Source organism: Chromobacterium subtsugae (assembly GCF_001676875.1).
GTDB classification, from domain to species: Bacteria; Pseudomonadota; Gammaproteobacteria; order Burkholderiales; family Chromobacteriaceae; genus Chromobacterium; species Chromobacterium subtsugae.
Genome location: NZ_JYKA01000061.1, coordinates 1 through 287 on the forward strand (window position 1 = coordinate 1; position 287 = coordinate 287).

1 protein-coding gene is annotated in these 287 nt (G+C 44.9%); it reads left to right on the top strand.

From position 1 onward, the window contains the following. The coding region (locus MY55_RS24140) for a hypothetical protein (RefSeq protein WP_208856084.1) at positions 1-266 on the top strand (266 nt) is incomplete at its 5' end. Positions 267-287: the final 21 nt, after the last annotated feature.

The following is a 287-nucleotide window of genomic DNA, read 5'->3' on the forward strand; positions in this document are numbered from 1 at the left end:
GCCAATCCGGTCGCTGGGCAACCTCTACTAAAAATAATCCAGGAGTAGTCATTGATGGCAATAATGCATGCGGTCATGGAGCAGTAAGTGCCGCAACTTGCCCTAATGGAAAATTAATATACTCTGGTGGATACGTTATGACCGCATGGTGGTCTGAAGGTCAAAACTCTCCTGATAGCTCCTTGCCTCTTTCGGATACGCAATGGCAGGTTAACCTTGGTGGCGGTGCTAATTTTTGCGCTAAAGCAAGAATTATATGTAGATAGTTCAGCAGAGAAAATGCTCTT